At 65.5% G+C, this 17,594-nt stretch carries 12 protein-coding genes; 7 read left to right on the top strand and 5 right to left on the bottom strand.

Annotation, left to right across the window (positions count from 1 at the left end; translation table 11 throughout):
* Positions 1-16 precede the first annotated feature (16 nt).
* A complete protein-coding gene (locus tag ACMDW7_RS06530; protein ID WP_377302584.1) occupies positions 17-1,966 on the bottom strand; it encodes a propionate--CoA ligase in 1,950 nt (649 codons plus the stop codon).
* Positions 1,967-2,055: 89 nt separating this feature from the next.
* Positions 2,056-3,102 (bottom strand): response regulator, encoded by a 1,047-nt coding sequence (locus ACMDW7_RS06525; protein WP_377302204.1) that lies wholly within the window; start codon positions 3,100-3,102, stop codon positions 2,056-2,058.
* A 256-nt stretch (positions 3,103-3,358) separates the two neighbouring features.
* Here ACMDW7_RS06525 and ACMDW7_RS06520 point away from each other — a divergent pair, with 256 nt between their 5' ends.
* The 4 genes from ACMDW7_RS06520 (at position 3,359) to ACMDW7_RS06505 (ending at position 8,584) form a co-directional block, all read left to right on the top strand.
* A complete protein-coding gene (locus ACMDW7_RS06520; protein WP_377302206.1) occupies positions 3,359-4,159 on the top strand; it encodes a C40 family peptidase in 801 nt (266 codons plus the stop codon).
* 49 nt (positions 4,160-4,208) lie between these two features.
* Positions 4,209-6,005: a GspE/PulE family protein gene (locus ACMDW7_RS06515; protein ID WP_377302208.1), complete on the top strand. Its 1,797-nt coding sequence runs from the start codon at positions 4,209-4,211 to the stop codon at positions 6,003-6,005.
* 11 nt (positions 6,006-6,016) lie between these two features.
* On the top strand, positions 6,017-6,304 hold the full coding sequence (locus ACMDW7_RS06510; RefSeq protein WP_377302210.1) for a hypothetical protein: 288 nt from the start codon (positions 6,017-6,019) through the stop codon (positions 6,302-6,304).
* 150 nt (positions 6,305-6,454) lie between these two features.
* The gene (locus ACMDW7_RS06505; RefSeq protein ID WP_377302212.1) at positions 6,455-8,584 is read left to right on the top strand and encodes a TonB-dependent receptor family protein; all 2,130 of its coding nucleotides are present in this window, start codon (positions 6,455-6,457) and stop codon (positions 8,582-8,584) included.
* A 192-nt stretch (positions 8,585-8,776) separates the two neighbouring features.
* Here ACMDW7_RS06505 and ACMDW7_RS06500 read toward each other — a convergent pair whose 3' ends face one another.
* The 3 genes from ACMDW7_RS06500 to ACMDW7_RS06490 are packed head-to-tail and all read right to left on the bottom strand — an operon-like array spanning position 8,777 to position 12,450.
* Positions 8,777-10,441, bottom strand: a complete 1,665-nt coding sequence (locus ACMDW7_RS06500; RefSeq protein WP_377302214.1) for an ABC transporter ATP-binding protein — start codon at positions 10,439-10,441, stop codon at positions 8,777-8,779.
* Positions 10,442-10,447: 6 nt separating this feature from the next.
* Complete coding sequence (locus tag ACMDW7_RS06495) at positions 10,448-11,515, bottom strand: ABC transporter permease (RefSeq protein ID WP_377302216.1); 1,068 nt, start codon at positions 11,513-11,515, stop codon at positions 10,448-10,450.
* Positions 11,512-12,450 (bottom strand): ABC transporter permease, encoded by a 939-nt coding sequence (locus ACMDW7_RS06490; RefSeq protein ID WP_377302218.1) that lies wholly within the window; start codon positions 12,448-12,450, stop codon positions 11,512-11,514. Before ACMDW7_RS06490 ends, ACMDW7_RS06495 begins: the two co-directional genes overlap by 4 nt.
* Before the next feature lie 172 nt (positions 12,451-12,622).
* Between ACMDW7_RS06490 and ACMDW7_RS06485 the strand changes: the two genes are divergently transcribed.
* From ACMDW7_RS06485 to ACMDW7_RS06475, 3 genes are read left to right on the top strand one after another with little or no spacing between them, the layout of a single operon-like run.
* Positions 12,623-14,455, top strand: a complete 1,833-nt coding sequence (locus ACMDW7_RS06485) for an ABC transporter substrate-binding protein (protein ID WP_377302220.1) — start codon at positions 12,623-12,625, stop codon at positions 14,453-14,455.
* A gap of 11 nt (positions 14,456-14,466) precedes the next feature.
* A complete protein-coding gene (locus ACMDW7_RS06480) occupies positions 14,467-16,311 on the top strand; it encodes an ABC transporter substrate-binding protein (RefSeq protein WP_377302222.1) in 1,845 nt (614 codons plus the stop codon).
* A gap of 27 nt (positions 16,312-16,338) precedes the next feature.
* Positions 16,339-17,274 (top strand): AEC family transporter, encoded by a 936-nt coding sequence (locus tag ACMDW7_RS06475; RefSeq protein ID WP_414859646.1) that lies wholly within the window; start codon positions 16,339-16,341, stop codon positions 17,272-17,274.
* Positions 17,275-17,594: the final 320 nt, after the last annotated feature.

The raw sequence follows: 17,594 nt of genomic DNA, 5'->3' as shown, positions 1-17,594 counted from the left end.
ATTTTCGGCCAAATATCTAAGTTGCGAGACAATCGCGTACCTGCTGCAGCGCGCTCTGGTCCTCGATGGTGGTGAGGTCGCCGGGGTCGCGGCCTTCGCAGAGGGCCTGGATGGCGCGGCGCAGCACCTTGCCCGAGCGGGTCTTGGGCAGCAGCGTGACGAAATGCACGCGTGCCGGCCGCGCGACGGCACCGAGCTGCGCGTCCACGAGCTTCATCACCTCGGCCTCGTGTGCCTTGCGCAGCTCCGGTGAGGCAATCCGTGAGGCGTCTTTCACCACTGCAAAGGCCACTGCCACCTGGCCCTTGAGCTGGTCGGCCACACCCACCACGGCGCATTCGGCCACATTGCTGTGCGAATTGATCGATTCCTCGATCTCGCGCGTGCCCAGACGATGGCCGGCGACGTTGATCACGTCATCGGTACGGCCCAGGATAAAGTAGTAGCCGTCTTCGTCGCAGATGCCCCAGTCGAAGGTGCTGTACATCAGCTTGCCGGGGATGCTCGAGAAATAGGTCTTCACGAAGCGGGCGTCGTCGCCCCACACCGTGCTCATGCAGCCCGGCGGCAGCGGCGGCATGATGGCCACCACGCCCTTCTCGCCGCGTGGCAGCTCCTCGCCCGTGGCCTCGTGCACCACGCGCACGTCGTAGCCATAGCTCGGAAAGCTGGGGCTGCCGAACTTGGTGCGCGTCTTCTCGATGCCCATCTGCGCCGTGAGGATCGGCCAGCCGCTCTCGGTCTGCCAGTAGTTGTCGATCACGGGTACGCCCAGGCCCTCGGCAATCCACTGAGCCGTGGGTTCGTCCAGTGGTTCGCCAGCCAGGAAGAGGTAGCGCAGGCTGGAGAGGTCGTACTTCTTGAGAAACGCCGGGTCCTGCTTCTTGAGCACGCGCACCGCCGTCGGCGCACTGAACATGCTCACCACCTTGTACTGCTCCACCAGCTTCCAGAGGATGCCGGCGTCCGGTCGGATCGGCGTGCCCTCGTACATCAGCGTGGCCATGCCGGCCAGCAAGGGTCCGTAGATGATGTAGCTGTGCCCCACCACCCAGCCGATGTCGCTGGTGGAGAAGTAGGTTTCACCGGGCTTGCCGCAGAAGATGGTCTCCATGCTCGCGGCTAGGGCCACGGCGTAGCCGCCGGTGTCGCGCTGCACACCCTTGGGCTTGCCAGTGGTGCCGCTGGTATAGAGCGTATAGCTGGGGTGGCTGCTCTCCACCCATTCGCAGGGCACGGTGGCGCCGTCGTACTTCACGCAGAGTGCGCCGTAATCCTCGTCACGCCCCGGTGTCATGGGCATCTCGGCCAGGCCGCGGTTGACCATGATGACCTTGGCGGGCTTGTGGGTGGACAGGCTGATGGCTTCATCCAGCAGGCCCTTGTAGGGCACCACCTTGCCGGCGCGGGCACCGCCGTCGGCACTGACAATCAACTTGGGCTGCGCGTCATCAATCCGGCTCGCCAGGCTCACGCTGGCAAAACCGCCGAACACCACGGAATGGATGGCGCCGATGCGCGTGCACGCGAGCATCATGAAGGCCGCCTGCGGGATCATCGGCATGTAGATCAGCACCCGGTCGCCCTTGCCCACGCCCAGCCCCTTGAGCATGGCGGCGCAGCGGTTCACCTCGGCCAGCAGGGTGCGGTAGTCGTACTCGAGTGTTTGATCGACTTCGGTAGAGACCCAGATCAGTGCGCGGGCATCGGGCTGCGTGGCGGCCCAGCGGTCTACCGCGTTGTGGCACAGGTTGGTGGTGCCGCCCACGTACCACTTGGCGAAGGGCGGATTGCTGTAGTCCAGCACCTGCTTGAACGGCTTCTTCCACTCGATGCGGCGGGCCTGTTCGGCCCAGAAGGCATCGCGGTTGTGCAGGGATTCGGCGTGGACGGCGGCAACACTACGCGGCATGGGGGCTGTCTCCTCGTGAAGAGCGCTCCGTTTGTTCTGGAGTCTGCCTCGGATTGTGGACTGCGCAGGCTTACTCGGCTCTTACCCGCAGTGCAGCAATCCGCTCGGTGCTTTCCCCAGATCAAGCCCGGGTTGCAGCGCGATCAGCCTTCGGACAACCAGCTCAACAGCGGCGCAATGCGTTGCGCGATGCTGGAGCGATAGACCTCCAGCTCGGCAATGTCGCCGCGCTCAAGCAGGGCCACCGCGTCGTCCAGAGAAATCTCGGCTGCCTCGTGGCGCGCCGGTGCAGACAGCATCGGTTCCTCGTCTGGGTGCACGGCCCGGCTGCCGCGCAGCTCGAGATGCGCACCCATGTCGAAGGGCCCCAGACGGGACACAGCCGACTCGATCAGGGTGTCGTCATCGACGGGTTCGCTGGCCTGTACCCAGCCGGCCAGCAGCATCGGCGGCGCCTGACGCCGATCCAGCGCCACCTCTGCCAGCATGGCCTGTACGCGCTCCACCACACTCGGGATCACGGCCAGATCAGCGCCCATCATGGTCAGGGCGTAGGTGTCGTCGTCAATTTTGCCCGCCACGTCTTCCACACGCAGCAGCGAGGCCAGATTTGCGGCCAGCGCCGCCTCCAGCAGGGGACCGGCACCGCTCAGGCGCAGCGCCACGACGGCCAGAGGCGTCTCACTGCGGAAGGCAAAGCTCGCCATGCGGCGGGTGTGCTCGCGCAGCACGTCCATGCTCACCAGCTGGCTGGCCGCCGGCGCACTGGGCTTGGGCAGTTCCGGCGCCTCGCCGGCATCAAGCGCACCAGCGCCACGCACCAGCCCGGTGAGCTGGGCGATCGTCTCGGCCGCCTTCGCGTTCTTGGCCACAAAGCCGCTGGCGCCGAGTTCAGTGGCGCGCGCCATCTGCTCCTTGGCGTCTGCGCTGGCCAGCACCAGCACCGGTAGGCTGCGCACGCGCGGCACGCGCGAGGCCCGCACGCGCTGGATCAGCTCGAAGCCGTCGATCTTTTCCATCGCCAGACCAGTCACGACAGCGGCGATCGTCGGGTCCGTGAGCAGCGCAGACCACGCGGCCTCGCCGTCACTCACCTCCCGCACGGTGAACGCTTCCGACAAGGGTTTGGCAATCGCTGCGCGCACCATGCGCGACGCGTCCGCGACCAGCAACCTGGGTCGATCGGCCATAGGTGTTCCTGTCCCCGACGAGTGTTCTTATTGGTATTCGCGCGCGATTCACAGCCCGACTGAGAGCCCGACTGCGGCGCATCGATCCTGCCGCCGGGATTCTCCACCGAAACGGGGTGCCCTGCGAGTTCGCGATTTCGGCTGCTCGCGCTGCGCTGTACACGCATGGCAACGGCGCCTTGTTCATGCTTTCGCGAAGTCCGTAAAATCAACGGGTTACGTTCGCCGGAGGCCCGGATTGCGCCCCATCCCCTGTTTGCCGAAGCCCGCGCTCAAGCCGCTCGCTGCCGCCCTGCTGTTGGGCAGCAGCTTGCTGGGCAGCGCCGTGCCTCCCGCACAGGCGCAAACCAGCGCCCCCGCAAGCGCCAGCGCGAGCAAGCCCGCCTCACCCGCGTCCGACTCCGCACTGGATCACTTCATCCACAAGCTGGAAACGGGTGCCAAGGATGTGGCGACCGGTGCAGCCGGCTTGGCCAGCGATCTCGTCATGAACGCCATGGGCCTGCTCGGCGTGCGCTACCGCATGGGCGGCAATGACGCCGACAGCGGCCTGGACTGCTCGGGCCTGGTGCGCCTGGTGTTCCAGCAGACCTTCGGCCTCGTGCTGCCGCGCCGCTCGGCCGAGATCAGCCAGCTGGGCGAAAAGGTGGACCGCAAGGAACTGCGCCCGGGCGATCTCGTCTTCTTCAACACCCTGCGCCGCGCCTACTCTCATGTCGGCATCTATGTGGGCGACGGCAAGTTTCTGCACGCGCCCTCCAGCGGTGGCGAGGTGCGTGTGGAAAGCATGAATATCCCCTACTGGAACAAGCGCTTCAACGGCGCGCGACGCATCGAACCGACCGAGCAGACAGCGAGTGCCGCAGAGGGCGCTACGCCCGGCACTGCGGCTACCCAAGCCCAGGACGCAGCCCGAGCCGCCGCGATCCTGAACGGCGTGATGGGCATTAATGCCGCCAACGCCGCGGCAAACGCTGCCGCAGCTAATCAAACCGCTGCACCTGCAGGTGCCGCAGTCGGTGGCCCCATGATCGTCCCAGCTACGGATCGCCGCTGAAGCGAGCGCGCCGCCCCCAAGTCACGAACACAGGCGGCATACTCTCCGCATGACGCAGAGCACTGAACCGGGGCGCGCCCAGACGCTGCCCGAACCCCGCGGCAAACTCAACTGGCGCGACCTGCTCAGCTGGATGCGCGAGGACCATCTCATCACCAAGGAAGAAGCCCAGCGCATCTTCCAGCGCTGCGCTGCCACGACCAGCAGCCAGCATCCGCTGGTGCGGCTGGCCAGCGTGGGCGTGCACCATCGAGGTGACGGCCGGCTGATGGACATGGACTTCTTTGCCGGCTGGCTGGCCAAGCGTGCGAAGCTGCCGTATCTGAAGATCGACCCGCTCAAGGTGGACGTAGGCCGCGTAGCCGATGTGATGAGCATCACCTACGCCGAGCGCAACCTCGCCTTACCGATCAGCATCGGCACCAGCGAGGTGACCATCGCCACCTGCGAGCCCTTCGATACCTTCTGGATTCCGGAGATCGAACGGCACACCAGCAAGCGCGTGAGCCTGGTGGTGTCCAGCCCGGCGGACATCCTCAAGTACACGACCGAGTTCTACGCCCTGGCCAAGAGCGTGAAGGCCGCGCAGCGCGCCGGCGTGGCCAACGCGACCAGCAGCTTCGAGCAGCTGGTGGAGTTGGGCCGCAACAACCGCCAGCTCGACGCCAACGACCAGGGCATCGTGCAGGTGGTGGACTGGCTGTGGCAGTACGCCTTCGATCAGCGCGCCAGCGACATCCACCTGGAGCCGCGGCGCGAGCTGGGCATCATCCGCTTCCGCATTGACGGCGTGCTGCACACGGTCTACCAGCTGCCCATGGGCGTGATGAACGCCATGACCAGCCGCATCAAGCTGCTGGGCCGCATGGATGTGGTGGAAAAGCGCCGCCCGCAGGACGGCCGCATCAAGACCAAGAATCCGGGCGGGGATGAGGTGGAAATGCGCCTGTCCACCCTGCCCACCGCGTTTGGCGAAAAGCTCGTGATGCGCATCTTTGACCCCGAGGTCGCCGTCCAGGGGCTGGATGAGCTGGGTTTTTCACCGCGCGATGCCGAGCGCTGGACCACACTCACGCGCAATCCGCACGGGATCATTCTCGTGACTGGCCCCACCGGCAGCGGCAAGACCACCACGCTGTATTCCACGCTGCGGCGCCTCGCCACGGATGAAGTGAACGTCTGCACCATCGAAGACCCCATCGAGATGATCGAGCCGGCCTTCAACCAGATGCAGGTGCAGCCGGGGCTGGACGTCACCTTTGCCTCCGGCCTGCGCAGCCTGATGCGCCAGGACCCGGACATCATCATGGTCGGCGAAATCCGCGACCTGGAAACCGCCGAAATGGCAGTGCAGGCCGCCCTGACCGGCCATCTGGTCTTCAGCACCCTGCACACGAACGATGCCCCCAGCGCGATCTACCGCCTGATGGAACTCGGTGTGCCAAGCTACCTGATCAACGCCACCGTGCTGGGCGTGCTCGCGCAGCGCCTGGTGCGCAGCCTGTGCCCGCACTGCAAACAGCCCGACGAACGGCTGGATGCCGAGGGCGTGAACGACATGATCAAGCCCTGGAAGGTCAAGGGCGGCTTTCAGCCCTACAAGCCTGTGGGCTGCCTGGAGTGCCGCAACACCGGCTACAAGGGCCGCAGCGGCCTGTTCGAACTCATCAGCATGAGCGAGGCGATGAAAACCCGTGTCACCGAATCGCCAGACCTCACAGCCCTGCGCCAGCAGGCCGTGGAAGACGGCATGACCCCGCTGCGCCTGGCCGGGGTGACCAAGGTGGCCGCGGGGCTGACCTCAATTGCCGAGGTGCTGCAAGTCACGCCGCAAGTGAGTGGCTAGGGAGCAAGCGAATGACAGACCAAACTCAAGGGACCAAAGCGTTCGGCGCAAGTATCTGGCCGTGGCTCTTTGCCGCGCTCGGCATCGTCTACTTGGTTGCGGCAGTGCGCGGAGGCGAGGAAGTGACCTACAGCGCACTTAAGGGCATCGGGATTCTTCTTGCCGCGCCGCAGGTATGGCTGGACCATGTCGGTCGGGGCCGCGTTTCGGAAAGAGCCTTGAAGCTGCTCAACGGGGTTGGCTACCTGGGGATCGCCTTGCTCGCGACCGGCCTGATCATGGATGTCTTCAACCTGTGAGCCCGGGCTCGCGCGCGACGAGTTCGTCGCAACACGGCCTTACAGGTCAGCGCACCAGCCTCGGGTAATCCACCGGGCTGCACGCCCCCCGCACACGCAGGGCGCAGCCAGAATGCGGCCATGCGTGTTTCGTCCACTCCCCCGTCTCCATTGCACCGTCTCGCACGGGCGCTCGCCGCAACCGGCTGCGCGGCCGTGCTGCCCGCACTCGCACAGACCGACACGACCTCTGCAGAGCCGCGCAGCGTTGAACCTGTGGTGGTCAGCGCCAGCCGCCTGCCCGAACCTGCGTTTGCCTCGCCCTCGGCCATCAGCCTGATCGATGAGCGCACCCTGCGCGAAGCCGGGCCGGGCATCAATCTGAGCGAGGCGCTGAACCGCGCGCCCGGCGTGGTGGCCCTGAACCGCCAGAACTATGCGCAGGATCTGCAGATCTCCATCCGCGGCTTTGGTAGCCGCGCCACCTTCGGCATCCGCGGCGTCCGGCTGATGGTGGACGGCATTCCGGCCAGCATGCCGGACGGCCAGGGACAGGTGTCGAATGTGGTGCTGAGCAGCGCCGGGCGCATCGAAGTGCTGCGCGGGCCCATGGCGCAGCTGTATGGCAATGCGGCCGGCGGTGTGATCCAGGTGTTCTCCGCCACGCCGCCGGAAGGCCACTGGGCGGGCGGCAACCTCACGCTGGGGCAGGATGGGCTGTGGAAGGCAGGCTTCAGTGCCAGCACCCGCAATGAGCGCAACGCCTTTCTGCTGGATGTCTCCCGCTTCAACACGGACGGCTGGCGGCCGCGCAGCGCGGCCCAGCGCGATCAGCTCAACCTCAAGTGGGATCACCAAACCGAGGGCGGCAGCCGCGTAGGCTTTGTGCTCAACGCGCTGGACCAGCCGGACAATCAGGACCCGCTGGGCCTGACGCGCGCCGCATTCGATGCCAACCCGCGGCAAGCCGCCGCCATCGGTGCGCAGCAGAAGACCGGCAAGACCGTGCGCCAGCAGCAAGGCGGCGCCACCCTCACTCACAGCTTCACGGACTCAACGAGCCTGAACCTGCGCGCCCACTTCGGCCTGCGCAGCCTGGACAACACGCTGTCCATCCCGCTGGCCGCGCAGCAGGCGCCGACGTCGGCGGGCGGCATCGTGGACTTCTCTCGCAACTACGGCGGCTTTTCTGTGCAGCTGGCGCACGAGGGCACGACACCCTGGGGTGCGCCGGTGCGTGGCGTGGCGGGTATCGAGAACGAGTACGTGGACGAAGACCGGCAGGGCTACATCAATGACACCGGGCAACGCGGGCTGCTCAAGCGCAACGAAATCAACCGCGTGCAAAGCACCGCCGCCTTCGCCCAGGGCACCCTCGGCCTGACGCGGACGGTCGACGCCACCCTTGGCGTGCGGAGCAACCGCGTGAGCTTCAACACGCAGGACCTCTTCATTGCCCCCGGCAACCCCGACGACTCCGGCAGCCTGAGCTACGCCGCCACCCTGCCCGTGCTGGGTCTGGCTTGGCGCGCCGCACCCACGCTCAACCTGTACGCCAATGCCGGCCGCGGCTTCGAAACCCCCACGCTCACGGAGCTGGCCTACCGCACCGGCGGCACCGGCTTCAATACCGCCCTGCGCGCCTCGACCAGCCGCCACGCCGAGCTGGGTGCCAAGTGGCGCGGCGCGGGCGGCCTGCGGGTGGACATGGCCGCCTTTCGCATCGAAACACGCGACGAGATCGTGGTCGAGACCAACAGCGGCGGCCGCTCCACCTTCCGCAACGCCGCCCAGACCACGCGCGAAGGTCTGGAACTGGCCGTGCTCGCGCCGCTGGGCCGCTTCGTGGCGGGTGAATGGCAGCTGCAACTGAGCGCCAGCCCCCTGCGCGCCCGCTACAGCGCGCCGTTCGTGAGCGGCAGCGGTGCCACCGTCGTGCAGATTCCGGCCGGCAACCGCCTGCCCGGCACACCCGAACTCACGGCCTTTGCCGAACTGACGTGGCGCGGCACCGGCCTTGCCACCGGCTGGAGCGCCGCGCTGGAAGCCCAGCACACCAGCAAACTGTTTGTGAATGACGCGAATACCGACGCCGCGGCCGCCGTGAACCTGCTGAATGCGCGGGCAGGCTGGAGCAAGGCGCTGGGCAACTGGCGGATCGACACCCTGCTGCGCGTCGATAACCTGACGGACCGGCGGTATGCGGGCTCAGTCATCGTGAACGAGGCGAATGGGCGGTTCTTCGAGCCGGGGTTGCCGCGGCGGGTGAGCGGCGCAGTACGCCTGAGTCAGCGCTTTTAGGGCCCAGAGAGACCGCATTCACTGAAATTTGGCCGATATTCATTGTATTTACGACCAAAAAACACTTCGAATCGGCCCGGAAAGCGCATGAATCAAGCGGAAACCCATCCTGGTCTGGACCTCGCACTGTGCGTCCGAAAATGAAACAGGGCAGCTCGCGCTGCCCTGTTCACCTTCGAACTGCACCCAGAATCAGGCCGCCTGCGCCTGATACCCCCGCGGGATCGCGCCCAGCAGGCGCTTGGTGTAGTCCTGCTGCGGGCGCTCGAGGATGGTGGCGGCGTCGGCCTGTTCGACCACTTCGCCGTCCTTCATCACGAGCACTTCGTCGCTGATAAAGCGCACCACGGCCAGGTCGTGGCTGATGAAGACGTAGGAGAGGCCCAGTTCGTCCTGGAGGTCCTTGAGCAGATTGAGTACCTGGGCCTGCACGGAGACGTCCAGCGCAGACACGGCTTCATCGAGCACCAGCACCTCGGGTTCGAGCACCAGGCAGCGCGCAATCGCGATGCGCTGGCGCTGGCCACCTGAGAATTCGTGTGGATACTTGCCGAAGGCGCTGGCGTCCAGGCCGACCTTGGACAGCACGGACAGCGCCTTCTTCTGGCGCTCGGTGTCATTCGCCAGCAGGTTGTGCACCTGCATCGGCTCCATGAGCGTCTGCCCGACGGTGAAGCGCGGGTTCAGCGAGGCGTAGGGGTTCTGGAACACGATCTGGATGCGGCGGCGCATCTTGTCGCGCTCAGGACCGGTCATCTTGAGCAGATTCTTGCCGTCGAAGATGACTTCGCCGCTCGTGGGCTCATGCAGACGCAGCAAGGTCAGGCCCATGGTGGTCTTGCCGGAGCCGGACTCGCCCACCACGCCAATGGTGTGACCCTTGCGCAGCTTGAAGTTGGCGTCCTTGACGGCCTTGAACTCACGCTTGCCGAAGAGACCTTCCTTGATCCAGAAACTCTTCTTCAGACCGCGCACTTCCAGCACCACGGGGGCGTCCGGGTTCTTGGCGGCGGCCGGCTTGTCGTTCACGCGGCCGGCGATGAAGTCATCAATCACGGTCAGGCGGCCGGGCACGCGGTCCATGGCCGGGCGGCAGGCCAGCAGGGCCTTGGTGTAGTTGTCCTGCGGGTTGGCAAAGATGCCGGCCACCGGGCTGCTCTCGCGCACCTGGCCATGGCGCATGACCACCACATGGTCGGCAATCTCGCCCACCACACCGAGATCATGGCTGATGAACAGCATGCTCATCTTGTGCTTGTCCTTGAGCTTGGCCATCAGCTCGAGGATCTGGCGCTGGATGGTCACGTCCAGGGCCGTGGTCGGCTCGTCGGCGATCAGCAGCTTGGGCTCGCAGGCCAGGGCCATGGCGATCATGACGCGCTGCTGCTGGCCGCCGGACATCTCGTGCGGGTAGGCGTTCAGGCGGCGCTTGGGCTCGGGCATGCCCACTTCGACCAACAGCTCCTCGGCCCGCTTGATGGCTTGGCGCGGGCTCATGCCCATGTGGCGGATCAGCACTTCGCTGATCTGGTTGCCCACGGTGTAGACCGGGTTCAGCGAGGTCATCGGCTCCTGGAACACGCAGGCGATGTCCTTGCCGCGAATGCCCTGCAGCACCGACAGCGGCGCGGCCAGCATCTCGCGGCCCATGAACTGGATGGAGCCCGAGCGCTCGGCGTTGTCCGGCAGCAGGTTCAGAATCGACATGGCCGAGACGCTCTTGCCCGAGCCGGATTCACCCACGAGGGCAACCGTGCTGTTCTCTGGCACGTCAAAGCTCACGCCGCGGACGGCTTCAATGCGCTGGCCCTTTTCCATGCGGAAGGACACGCGCAGATCTCTTACAGACAGCAGCATGGTGGCTTACTCCAGTCCGCGCAGTTTGGGGTCCAGCGCATCGCGCAGGGCGTCGGTCAGCAGCGCAAAGGCCGTGACGAAGGTGGCCATGAACACCGTGGCGGCGGCCAGCTGCCACCATTTGCCCAGGATCAGCTCCACCTGGGCTTCGGCCAGCATGGTGCCCCACGACACAGCCGTGATGGGCACACCCAGACCTAGGTAGGACAGGATCACCTCGGCCTTGATGAAGGCCACCACCAGAATGCTCATCTGCACCAGCACCACGTGCGAGACGTTGGGCAGGATGTGGCGGAACATGCGCGCCGGCGCCGACACGCCGATGGACTCGGCCGCACGGACGTACTCGCGCGAGCCGTGCTTCATGTACTCGGCCCGGATCAGGCGGTAGATGCCCGGCCAGCCGGTCAGGCCCAGGATGATGATCACGGTATCGATGCCGCGGCCAAGCACCGCTGCGAATGACAGGATGAGCAGGATGTTCGGAATCGAGGTGAAGACGTTGTAGAGCCACTCCAGGAAGTCGCCCACCTTGCCGCCGAAGAAGCCGGAGATGGCGCCCAGGATGGTGCCGATGGCCGTGGCCAACAGCGCCGCAAACACGCCGACGAAGATCGAGGTCTCTGCGCCCTTGATGGCCTTGGTCAGCACATCGCGGCCCACGCGGTCGCCGCCCAGCGGCAGGGTGTCTGCACGCGTGGTTTCGGCCACGTTGATCTTGCTGGCCCGCTCGTCCCATTCCTTGTAGCGCGGGGCCAGCGGATCGACCTCGGAGAGATCAGACTTCGGGGTGTCGATCTGCTCGATCACCATCTTGTCGACCTGCTCAGCCTTGCCCAGCAGCGTGGGGTTGGCGTAGGGCACGCCGACTTCGCGCGTCCAGTCCTTGGCGATCAGCTTGGTGAAGGACAGCGCGATGAGCACGAAAAAGGCCAGCACGATGGCCAGGCACACCATGCCCACGCGGTTGGTCTTGAAGCGTTTCCATGCGGCGGACCACACGCCTTCGGAGCGCGTGCTGACCGCCGAGGTGCGCGGGTCCACGCCCGGCAGATTGCTTGTTGCTGCGTTCATTTGAGGACCACCCGCGGGTCGACGAGCTTGTAGGCGATATCAACCAGCAGGTTGATGATCATGGTGAGCGCGGCCAGGTAGACCGTGACCGCCTGGATGACGGGATAGTCGGAGCGGTTCACCGCCACGACGATCTCGCGGCCCAGACCCGGGATCGAGAAGAACACTTCAAGCAGGAAGGAACCCACGAAGATGCCCGGCAAAAGCACGCCGATGTTCGTGAGGATGGGGATGGTGGCATTGCGGAACACGTGCTTGAACAGGATCACGCGCTCGCTCAGCCCCTTGGCGCGCGCGGTGCGCACGTAGTCCTGGCCGATCTCGTCCAGGAAGAAGCTGCGGTACAGACGAGTCTGTGGCGCCAGCGCAACCAGCACGGCCACCAGCACGGGCAGCGGCGTGTAGACCAGCAGGTTGGTCCAGAAGCTGCCAGTCCAGCCCTGCACCGGGAACCAGCCCAGCTGAAAGGCGAAGAGCCACTGGAAGACGATCACATACACCAGCAGCGAGATCGACAGCGCCACGGTGGTGATGATCATTACCGTACGGTCGGCCAGCGAGCCGCGGCGATACGCCACCCACATGGCAATCGGGATCGCCAGCACCACTTCAAGGATGAGCAGCGGCACCATGACCGTGAGCGTGGCGGGTACGCGCTCGATCATGAGCTTGGACACGGATTGACCCGTCGCCCAGCTGTTTCCCCAGTCAAAGGTGAAAACGCTCTTCACGAACAGCCAGAGCTGGTACCAGACGGGCTGGTTCAGGCCGAGTTGGTCGCGGATCGATTCGATCTGCTCAGGGGTGGCGTTGAGACCGCCAAGGATTTCGGCAGGATCACCGCCGAACTGCTTGAACAAGAAGAAGACCAGCAGGATGACACCCAATAGTGTCGGGATCATCTGCCACAGTCGCCGGACAATGTATGCAAACACGGCGCGTCGAGCCCCCTGAAAATTTGGCGAAGGCGCGATTACACCAGAGCGAACGCTATGCTTGCGAGCTTTGCGTCATGCGGTGTTGATCGGGTTTGTCCGTAGTTACCGCGATGCGCTGGCGCCTCCGCCGGCGTTACTGTGCGCGCCTCCGTTCAGTGGAACTTCGTCCATGCTCCGTGCATTTGTCGCCCGTGCAACAGCCGCCATCCTGGTTGCTGCATCCTTCGCGGCGGTGTCCGCTCCTGTCCAGGCACAAGCTGCGGCAGGCAACGGCCCCAAGAAGATCTTCCGTTATGCATTTCCGATCGCCGAGACCGGCTTCGACCCGGCGCAGATCTCCGATCTGTACTCGCGCACGGTCACGGAAGGCATCTTCGACTCGTTGCTGACCTACAGCTACCTGGAGCGCCCGGTTCGCATCGTGCCCCGCGCCGCCGCGGCAATGCCCGAGATCTCGCCCGACTTCAAGACCTTCACCTTCAAGGTCCGCCCGGGCATCTACTTCGCCGATGACCCGGCCTTCAAGGGCCAGAAGCGCGAGCTCACGGCGCAAGACTTCGTCTTCGCCATCAAGCGCCACTACGACCCGCGCTGGAAGAGTGCCCAGCTGTATCTGCTTGAGGCCGACAAGCTGCTCGACCTCTCGGAGCTGCGCCAGGAGTCCATCAAGAACAAGACGCCCTTCGACTACGACCGCGAAGTGCGCGGCGTGCGCGCCCTGGACCGCTACACAGTGCAGTTCAACCTGGGCAGCGCCAACCCCCGCTTCCACTACCTGATGACTGACAGCTCCGTGTTCGGCGCGGTGGCGCGTGAAGTGGTGGAAGCCTACGGCGACAAGATCATGGAGCACCCCGTGGGCACAGGCCCGTGGCGGCTTAAGGAGTGGCGTCGCTCTTCGCGCATCGTGCTCGAGCGCAACCCGAACTACCGCGACGAGGTGTATGCCGAAGTCGCTCCTGCCGACAACCCCGCCGCACAGGCCAGCGCCGCACGTCTGAAGGGCCGCAAGCTGCCCATGCTCGACGAGGTGCACATCTCCATCATCGAAGAAGCCCAGCCGCGCTGGCTCGCCTTCCAGAATGCCGAAATGGACCTGATGGAGCGTCTTCCCAACGAATTCGCCAACATCGCCATTCCGAATAACCAGCTTGCCCCCTTCCTCAAGGCCAAGGGCGTGCAGATGGAACGCGGGCCGTTGGTGGATGTGACGGTGTCCTACTTTGGCATGGAGAACCCCATCGTCGGCGGCTACACCCCCGAGAAGGTGGCGCTGCGCCGAGCGATTGCGCTGGCCTACAACTCGCCCGAGGAGATCCGGCTGGTGCGCCGCAATCAAGCCGTACCCGCCAATGGGCCCATTGCACCGCTGACCTTCGGCTTCGACCCCAAGTTGCGCACGGAGATGAGCGAGTTCAACGTAGCTCGCGCCAAGGCCCTGCTCGACATGTACGGCTACGTCGACAAGAACGGCGACGGCTGGCGCGACTTGCCAGATGGCAAGCCACTGGTGCTTGAGTACTCCAGCCAGCCGGACCAGACCAGCCGCCAGCTGCAGGAGCAGTGGCAGAAGGACATGAAGCGCATCGGCATCAAGATCGAGTTCAAGCTCGCCAAGTGGCCGGAGCAGCTCAAGCAGAGCCGCGCCGGCAAGTTGATGATGTGGGGCGTCGGCTGGAGTGCCGGCAGTCCGGATGGCGACACCTTCCTTGCGCTGGGCTTCGGCCCCAACCGCGGACAGGCCAATCACGCCCGCTTCGACCACCCGGAGTTCAACAAGCTCTATGCCGCCCAGCGCAATCTGCCTGACGGCCCCGAGCGCTTCGAGCTGATGCAGCGCGCCCAGAAGATCATGGTGACCTACATGCCCTACAAGATCACGAGCCACCGCATCGTGACCGACCTCACCCACCCGTGGGTCGTCGGCTATCACCGCAACCCCTTCGTGCGTGCGCCCTGGCACTACCTCGATATCGACACGACGAAGCTCCCCAAGAACTGAACGGGTTCTTCATGCGATCCATGCTCATGGCCAGCGCCTCGCTGGCCATTTTTCTGTGTGCAGCGTCGCCCACGGCGCTCGCGCAAACCCCCTCCGGCACCGCACCTGCAGCGGCGAGTGCAGAGGCGCGTGTGCTGCGCTACGCCTTCCCCGTGGCGGAGACCGGCTTTGATCCGGTGCAGCTGCAGGACCTGTATTCGCGCATGATTGCGGGGCACATCTTCGATGCCCCACTGACCTTCGACTATCTGGCCCGGCCTGCAAAGATCGTCCCGAACACCCTCAAGGAACTGCCGGAGATCTCGGCGGACTTCACGCGCTTCACCTTCCGCCTGAAGCCGGGCATCTTCTTCACCGATCACCCCGCGTTCAAGGGCAAGAAGCGCGAGCTGGTCGCGGCCGACTACGTGTACGCCTTCAAGCGTATCTATGACCCTCGCTGGAAGAGCCCGCTGCTGTCCACCTTCGAGACGGCGAAGGTGCTGGGCTTAAGCGAACTGCGCAAGCGCAGCCTCGATCGCAAGCAGCCCTTCCCGTATGACGAGCCGGTAGACGGCATCCGCGTGATCGACCGCTACACCTGGGAGATCCGCCTGGCCCAGCCGAATCCGCGCTTTCACCTGCAGTTCACCGACGGCTCGACCATGGGCGCGGTGGCACGCGAAGTGGTGGAGGCCGAGGGCGACAACATCATGTCCGTGCCGGTAGGGACGGGCCCCTTCGTACTGACGAGCTGGCGGCGCGGCTCGCAGATCGTGCTGTCCCGCAACCCGGGCTACCGAGAGCGTTTCTTCGATGCGCTGCCTGCGCCAGACGATGCCGCGGCACAGGCGATTGCGCAACAGATGCGCGGCCGCCGCCTGCCGATGCTGGACCGCGTGGAGATTTCGATCATCGAGGAGCAGCAGCCGCGCTGGCTGTCCTTCCTGAACGGCGAGCATGACTTCCTGGATCGCCTGCCGCCGCAGTTTGCGCCGCTTGCCATCCCGAACAACCAGCTCGCACCGAACCTTCAGCGGCGCGGCCTGCGCATGGACCGGCGCCTGCAGCCCGAAGTGGTGCTGACCTACTTCAACATGGACGACCCGGTGGTCGGCGGCTACACGCCGGAGAAGGTGGCCCTGCGCCGCGCGATTTCGCTCGCCTACAACATCGACGAGGAAATCCGCCTCACGCGCGGCAACCAGGCTCGCGCCGCGCAGGGGCCGATCGCCTATGGCACCTATGGCTACGACGCCAGGTTCCGCAGCGAGATGAGCGAGTACAGCCCGGCGCGGGCCAAGGCGCTGCTGGACATGTACGGCTACGTGGACAAGGACGGCGACGGCTGGCGCGACCGGCCGGACGGCTCGCCGCTGACCATCGAACTCGCCAGTCAACCCGACCAGCTGAGCAGAAACCTGAATGACACGTGGTTCAAGAGCCTGAAGGCTGTGGGCGTGCGCATGCGCTTCAAGATCCAGCAGTGGCCGGAAAACATGAAGGCAGCGCGTGCCGGCAGTCTCATGATGTGGGGCAGCGCCTGGGCTGCTGGCGGCCCGGACAGTGATTTCTTCCTGTCGCTCGCCTACGGCCCGGCGGCCAGTGAAGCCAACGACGCGCGCTTCGATCTGCCGGAATACAACCGCCTGTACGAAGCGCAGCAGCGCCTGCCCGACGGGCCGGAGCGCCTGGCCATGCTGCAGCGCCTGCAGCTGATGATGATCGCCTGGGCGCCCTATCGCTTCCACGTCACGCGCTACAGCACCGATCTGATGCACCCCGCGCTGCAGGGCTACCTGGGCCACCCGTTTCTGCGGCACTTCTGGCCCTATGTGGACATCGATCCCGCGGCGCAGCGTGCCAGCAAGCGTTGAGTTTCCGGGCGTGTACGGAGCCGCACTCTGAACGCCTTCCTGCAGCTCCTGCTGCTGTCTGCCCCGCTGTTTGCACTCGTGGCTGTGGGCTATGCCGCCACGCGGCTGGCTGGTGTGCCGGAGGCCGTGACCGAATGGCTCAACCGACTCTGCTTCGTGGTGCTGCTGCCGGCCACGCTGTTCCGTCTGATGGCGCAGGCCCACGAGCTGCCGCCCGTGGATATCCGCCTGCTGGGCGTGTACTTCGGCAGCTGTCTGGCGGTGTTTGCGCTGGGACGGCTCATCGGCGCACGCATGTTTCAGCTCGACAGCACCGCGGGTTCGGTCTTTGCGCTGGGCGGGGTGTTCTCCAACATCGTGCTGCTGGGTTTGCCGCTGACCAAGGTGCTGCTGGGTGAAGCGGCGGTCCCGTCCGTGGCGCTGATCATCGTCTTCAACGCGCTGATCCTCTGGACACTGGTCACGGTATCGATCGAATGGGGCAAGCACGGCGCCCTGTCGGTGGCCGGCATCGGCAAGACCACACGCGGCGTGCTGACCAACCCGATCGTGGCAGGCATTCTGCTCGGCACACTGTATGGCGCGACCCTGGGCAAACTGCCGGCTTGGCTGGACGTCCCCCTGAGCTGGGTGGGCAAGGCCGCGGCGCCCGTGGCGCTGCTCGTGCTCGGCATGGGACTGGCGCGCTACGCCATCGGCGACGCCTGGCGCCAAAGCCTGAGCATCGCGCTGATCAAGACCGTGGCGCAGCCCCTGCTGGTCTGGCTGCTGGCGGTGCTGATCGGCCTGCCGCGCACCGAGACCCTGGCCGTCATCCTCACCGCCGCCATGGCCACCGGGGTGAACGTCTACATCATGGCGCGGCAGTTCAACACCCAGCAGCCGGTGATTGCCGGTGCGATGGTGATCTCGACAGCCATCGCGGCCGTCAGCACACCCTTGCTGCTGGCGCTGGCGGGTTGAGCGCGGGCCCCGTTGCGGTCTGACCTGGGCTTTCCGCTGGAGCTGGGGCTTCGTCGGGCACCGCCCAGCGCCAGGGGCGAGGCCTGCAAGCCTTGCCTCCGTGCGGTCTTGGAAAGGCTTTCCGCTTGTCTGCGGGTTTCGCGGCGCATGCGCCGTGCGCAGACAAGAGCTCGCGCCTGCCAGCGCGAGCCCCGTTGCGGTCTGACCTGGGTTTTCCGCTTGTCTGGTGCGGCTTTCCAGCCATTTTGGCCTGAAGATCCTTGCCCAGAGCGAATCTAGCTTTACGAATCCAGGCCAGATCGACCGAACTTGATCCTGCG

This window comes from Piscinibacterium candidicorallinum, assembly GCF_047549485.1.
In the GTDB taxonomy this organism is placed as follows: Bacteria; Pseudomonadota; Gammaproteobacteria; order Burkholderiales; family Burkholderiaceae_C; genus Piscinibacterium; species Piscinibacterium candidicorallinum.
Note: the sequence above shows the minus strand (reverse complement) of the source record. Positions and strands in the feature narration are given on the sequence as shown.

What these genes read in the sequence shown, in the direction of transcription:
- ACMDW7_RS06525 (WP_377302204.1), bottom strand. Translation starts at nt 3,102, where the DNA reads ATGGCCGATCGACCCAGGTTGCTGGTCGCGGACGCGTCGCGCATGGTG.
- ACMDW7_RS06515 (WP_377302208.1), top strand. Translation starts at nt 4,209, where the DNA reads ATGACGCAGAGCACTGAACCGGGGCGCGCCCAGACGCTGCCCGAACCC.
- ACMDW7_RS06510 (WP_377302210.1), top strand. Translation starts at nt 6,017, where the DNA reads ATGACAGACCAAACTCAAGGGACCAAAGCGTTCGGCGCAAGTATCTGG.
- ACMDW7_RS06500 (WP_377302214.1), bottom strand. Translation starts at nt 10,441, where the DNA reads ATGCTGCTGTCTGTAAGAGATCTGCGCGTGTCCTTCCGCATGGAAAAG.
- ACMDW7_RS06495 (WP_377302216.1), bottom strand. Translation starts at nt 11,515, where the DNA reads ATGAACGCAGCAACAAGCAATCTGCCGGGCGTGGACCCGCGCACCTCG.
- ACMDW7_RS06485 (WP_377302220.1), top strand. Translation starts at nt 12,623, where the DNA reads ATGCTCCGTGCATTTGTCGCCCGTGCAACAGCCGCCATCCTGGTTGCT.
- ACMDW7_RS06480 (WP_377302222.1), top strand. Translation starts at nt 14,467, where the DNA reads ATGCGATCCATGCTCATGGCCAGCGCCTCGCTGGCCATTTTTCTGTGT.